Below are 2,582 nucleotides of genomic sequence, written 5' to 3'. Positions count from 1 at the left end.
GATGGTAGTTGGGACCTTGTCCCTGTGAGAGTAGGACGTCGCCAAGCAAAAACCTAAGTCGATTCGACTTAGGTTTTTTTGTGTTTATTTTCATTCACCAAATGTTAAAATCCATAAATGTAATAACCCAAAAGAGGAAAAAAGAAGGAGATAGAGGCTGTATATAATAAGATTTGGATGATAAAGTGATAAGAAGGTTATAAAATAATACGTTTAAATATTAGTCGAAGGTAAGAGTTACCTTTTTTATAGTGATTTAGTTGTTGTATGAACAAAAATGTTTTTGATCTTATATGAAAAGGTTATGTGTTTTAAGGGATTTTGCATAAGAAAAAATCTATAATTAAGGTAGCTAACATATATTTTTTGATGGGTGTGGGGAATTATGAAAGAAATATGCATGTTATTAGTGGCTGTTATATTATGGGGGACAGCCATTGCGCCAACGAAATGGGCATTAGAATCTATTCAACCGTTTACTTTGTTATTTATTCGCCTTTTCTTTGCAGGTGGAATTTGTATGCTTTTCTCATTTAACCAACTACAAAAAGCTGTTGTACATAAACATATTCCATGGAAAAGAATGAGTTTACTATCTTTTACCGGTGTAGCTGGGTACTTTATGTTCACATCCTATGGTATTTCTTTAACAAGTGGATTACATGTTAGTATCATTGATGCTGCATTGCCGTTAGTTACAATTCTTTTTTCAACGTTCTTTTTGAAAGAGAAAATTCAGCTGAATTATTGGATTGGAATTATACTGGGTGCTATAGGAGTGCTCTTTATTACGGTTCCATCTAATAACGCCGATCAAGAGGTGTCTTTAATAGGAGATATACTTATTTTATTGAGTACTTTTTTATTTGCTTTCTACACGATATTGTTAAAACGCCCGAAACAAGAACGACATTTGTCAAACAATGTTTTTACAACGTTAACTTTAATTATTGGAATGGCTATCTTATTACCTTTTGCAATGATAGAAACCTTTTATTACGGTTTCCCGAAGATTAACACATGGAAAGTAGGATTTAGTGTAATGTACCTCGTTATAGGAGCAACAATTTTAGCGTATTGGTTTTGGAATAAAGCACTAGAGAGAATTTCGGCATCGGTAAGTGGATTATATTTAAATGCATTACCTTTAATAAGTATTGTTACTTCAATTGTTCTATTAGACGAATCTGTAACATGGAAGATAATAATCGGAGGAAGTCTAGTTTTAATAGGAGTAGGATGGGCGGATAAGCAGAAATTACGTAATCTATTAAAGGGTAATACCTTGGATAGTAGTGACTGTTAAACTGTATGCTTAATATAGTTTAAATGTTAAAAAGATACCTTATATATAAGAGGTATCTTTTTTTATAGTTAGCAAAGATAATAGATTAAAATCAGTATGGATATTCTTTGTTATATCTATATGTATCGAAATCTTTTTGAAATATTGTTTTGACGAGCTGTATACATTCATTATCATAAAAGCTTTCAAAAGTCGGATGGCGAGGGAATAAAGGATCAGTAATATCGGCATCGCTGAAATTCCCTTTATAAATCATGGCAGGGGGTTGATGATGCCATGATGTTGAAAACTCATTTATTGGTGCAGGTTTTAATTCGAAACACGTTTCTAATTCTTTTATTTCCTGATTGAAATTTTCTAAGTATATATAATTGGCTACATACTCTTCTTCACCTGCTATATATTGTTGTGTAAAGTGAGCGTTAATATCATTTGCATGAGTAACTTTAGTGAATAGGTAGTATAAAAATGATTCCTTTAGGAGAATTTTCATTTTGATATAAAAACTTTCGAATGGGTTCCTATGCTGTACTTTCTACATAAGGGGGTGCGATTAAGGACACGAAAGAACTGACCGCTCCTCTAAATGGATTACGAACAAGTTTAAAAGTTTCCTTTTGTTTATCTCGTAATGCTACACTCAGCCGTATATTATAGGCTGGTGTACCTTTGTATATTATGAATAAAGGGGTGATAGTTTAAAGCTGTTTGTAATAAATCAATCTGGTAAAAAAACCACTTAGCAAGGGAAGTGCAACCACTTTTTTGACTCCAAAATAGAATGAGAGGAAAGTTTCTATGATAGTGTGGGTTTCTTGAATTAGTACTAATGATGTGTAATAAGGAAGGATCAAACAATTTCTACACTCCTTTCAATTATCCCACATTAACCGGCGGTAAGCCCCCTGTCTCTAACTTCGGCTGAAGCAAAGAAGTTAGCTGGAAGATTAACTGCCCGATTGGTGATGACTAAACCTCTCCGCTGATTAAAGTTTCACTTTATCTTGATTATATGCATGTAAAATAAAGACGAGGTATGAGCGTATGTTTATTTTTTTGTAAAAAGTGAAAAAGAAATATTGACTATTATTATATAGAGGTGTATTATAAAACAAGTCGCCGATAGCAAAAACGCAGAAAGCGACAAACGAAATAAAAAAACTTAGTTGACATTGAAACATGAAAATGTTAACATAAGGAAGTCGCAAATGAGCGGCAAAGTAGTTCTTTGAAAACTGAACGAAACAAACAACGTGAAACGTCAATTTTTATTTTA

At 32.7% G+C, this 2,582-nt stretch carries 1 protein-coding gene and 1 pseudogene; one reads left to right on the top strand and one right to left on the bottom strand.

Annotation, left to right across the window (positions count from 1 at the left end):
• Positions 1 to 385 precede the first annotated feature (385 nt).
• Complete coding sequence (locus MR109_RS29520; protein WP_242274849.1) at positions 386 to 1,306, top strand: DMT family transporter; 921 nt, start codon at positions 386 to 388, stop codon at positions 1,304 to 1,306.
• 91 nt (positions 1,307 to 1,397) lie between these two features.
• Here the strand turns inward: MR109_RS29520 and MR109_RS29515 are convergent.
• A pseudogene (locus MR109_RS29515) lies at positions 1,398 to 2,164 on the bottom strand (sulfotransferase family 2 domain-containing protein).
• Positions 2,165 to 2,582 lie beyond the last annotated feature (418 nt).

This window comes from Bacillus cereus group sp. BfR-BA-01310, from assembly GCF_022664325.1.
GTDB classification, from domain to species: Bacteria; Bacillota; Bacilli; order Bacillales; family Bacillaceae_G; genus Bacillus_A; species Bacillus_A paramycoides.
Note: the sequence above shows the minus strand (reverse complement) of the source record. Positions and strands in the feature narration are given on the sequence as shown.

Bases quoted from the DNA above. Each gene is read 5' to 3' on its own strand.
- MR109_RS29520 (WP_242274849.1), top strand. From the start codon at position 386: ATGAAAGAAATATGCATGTTATTAGTGGCTGTTATATTATGGGGGACA.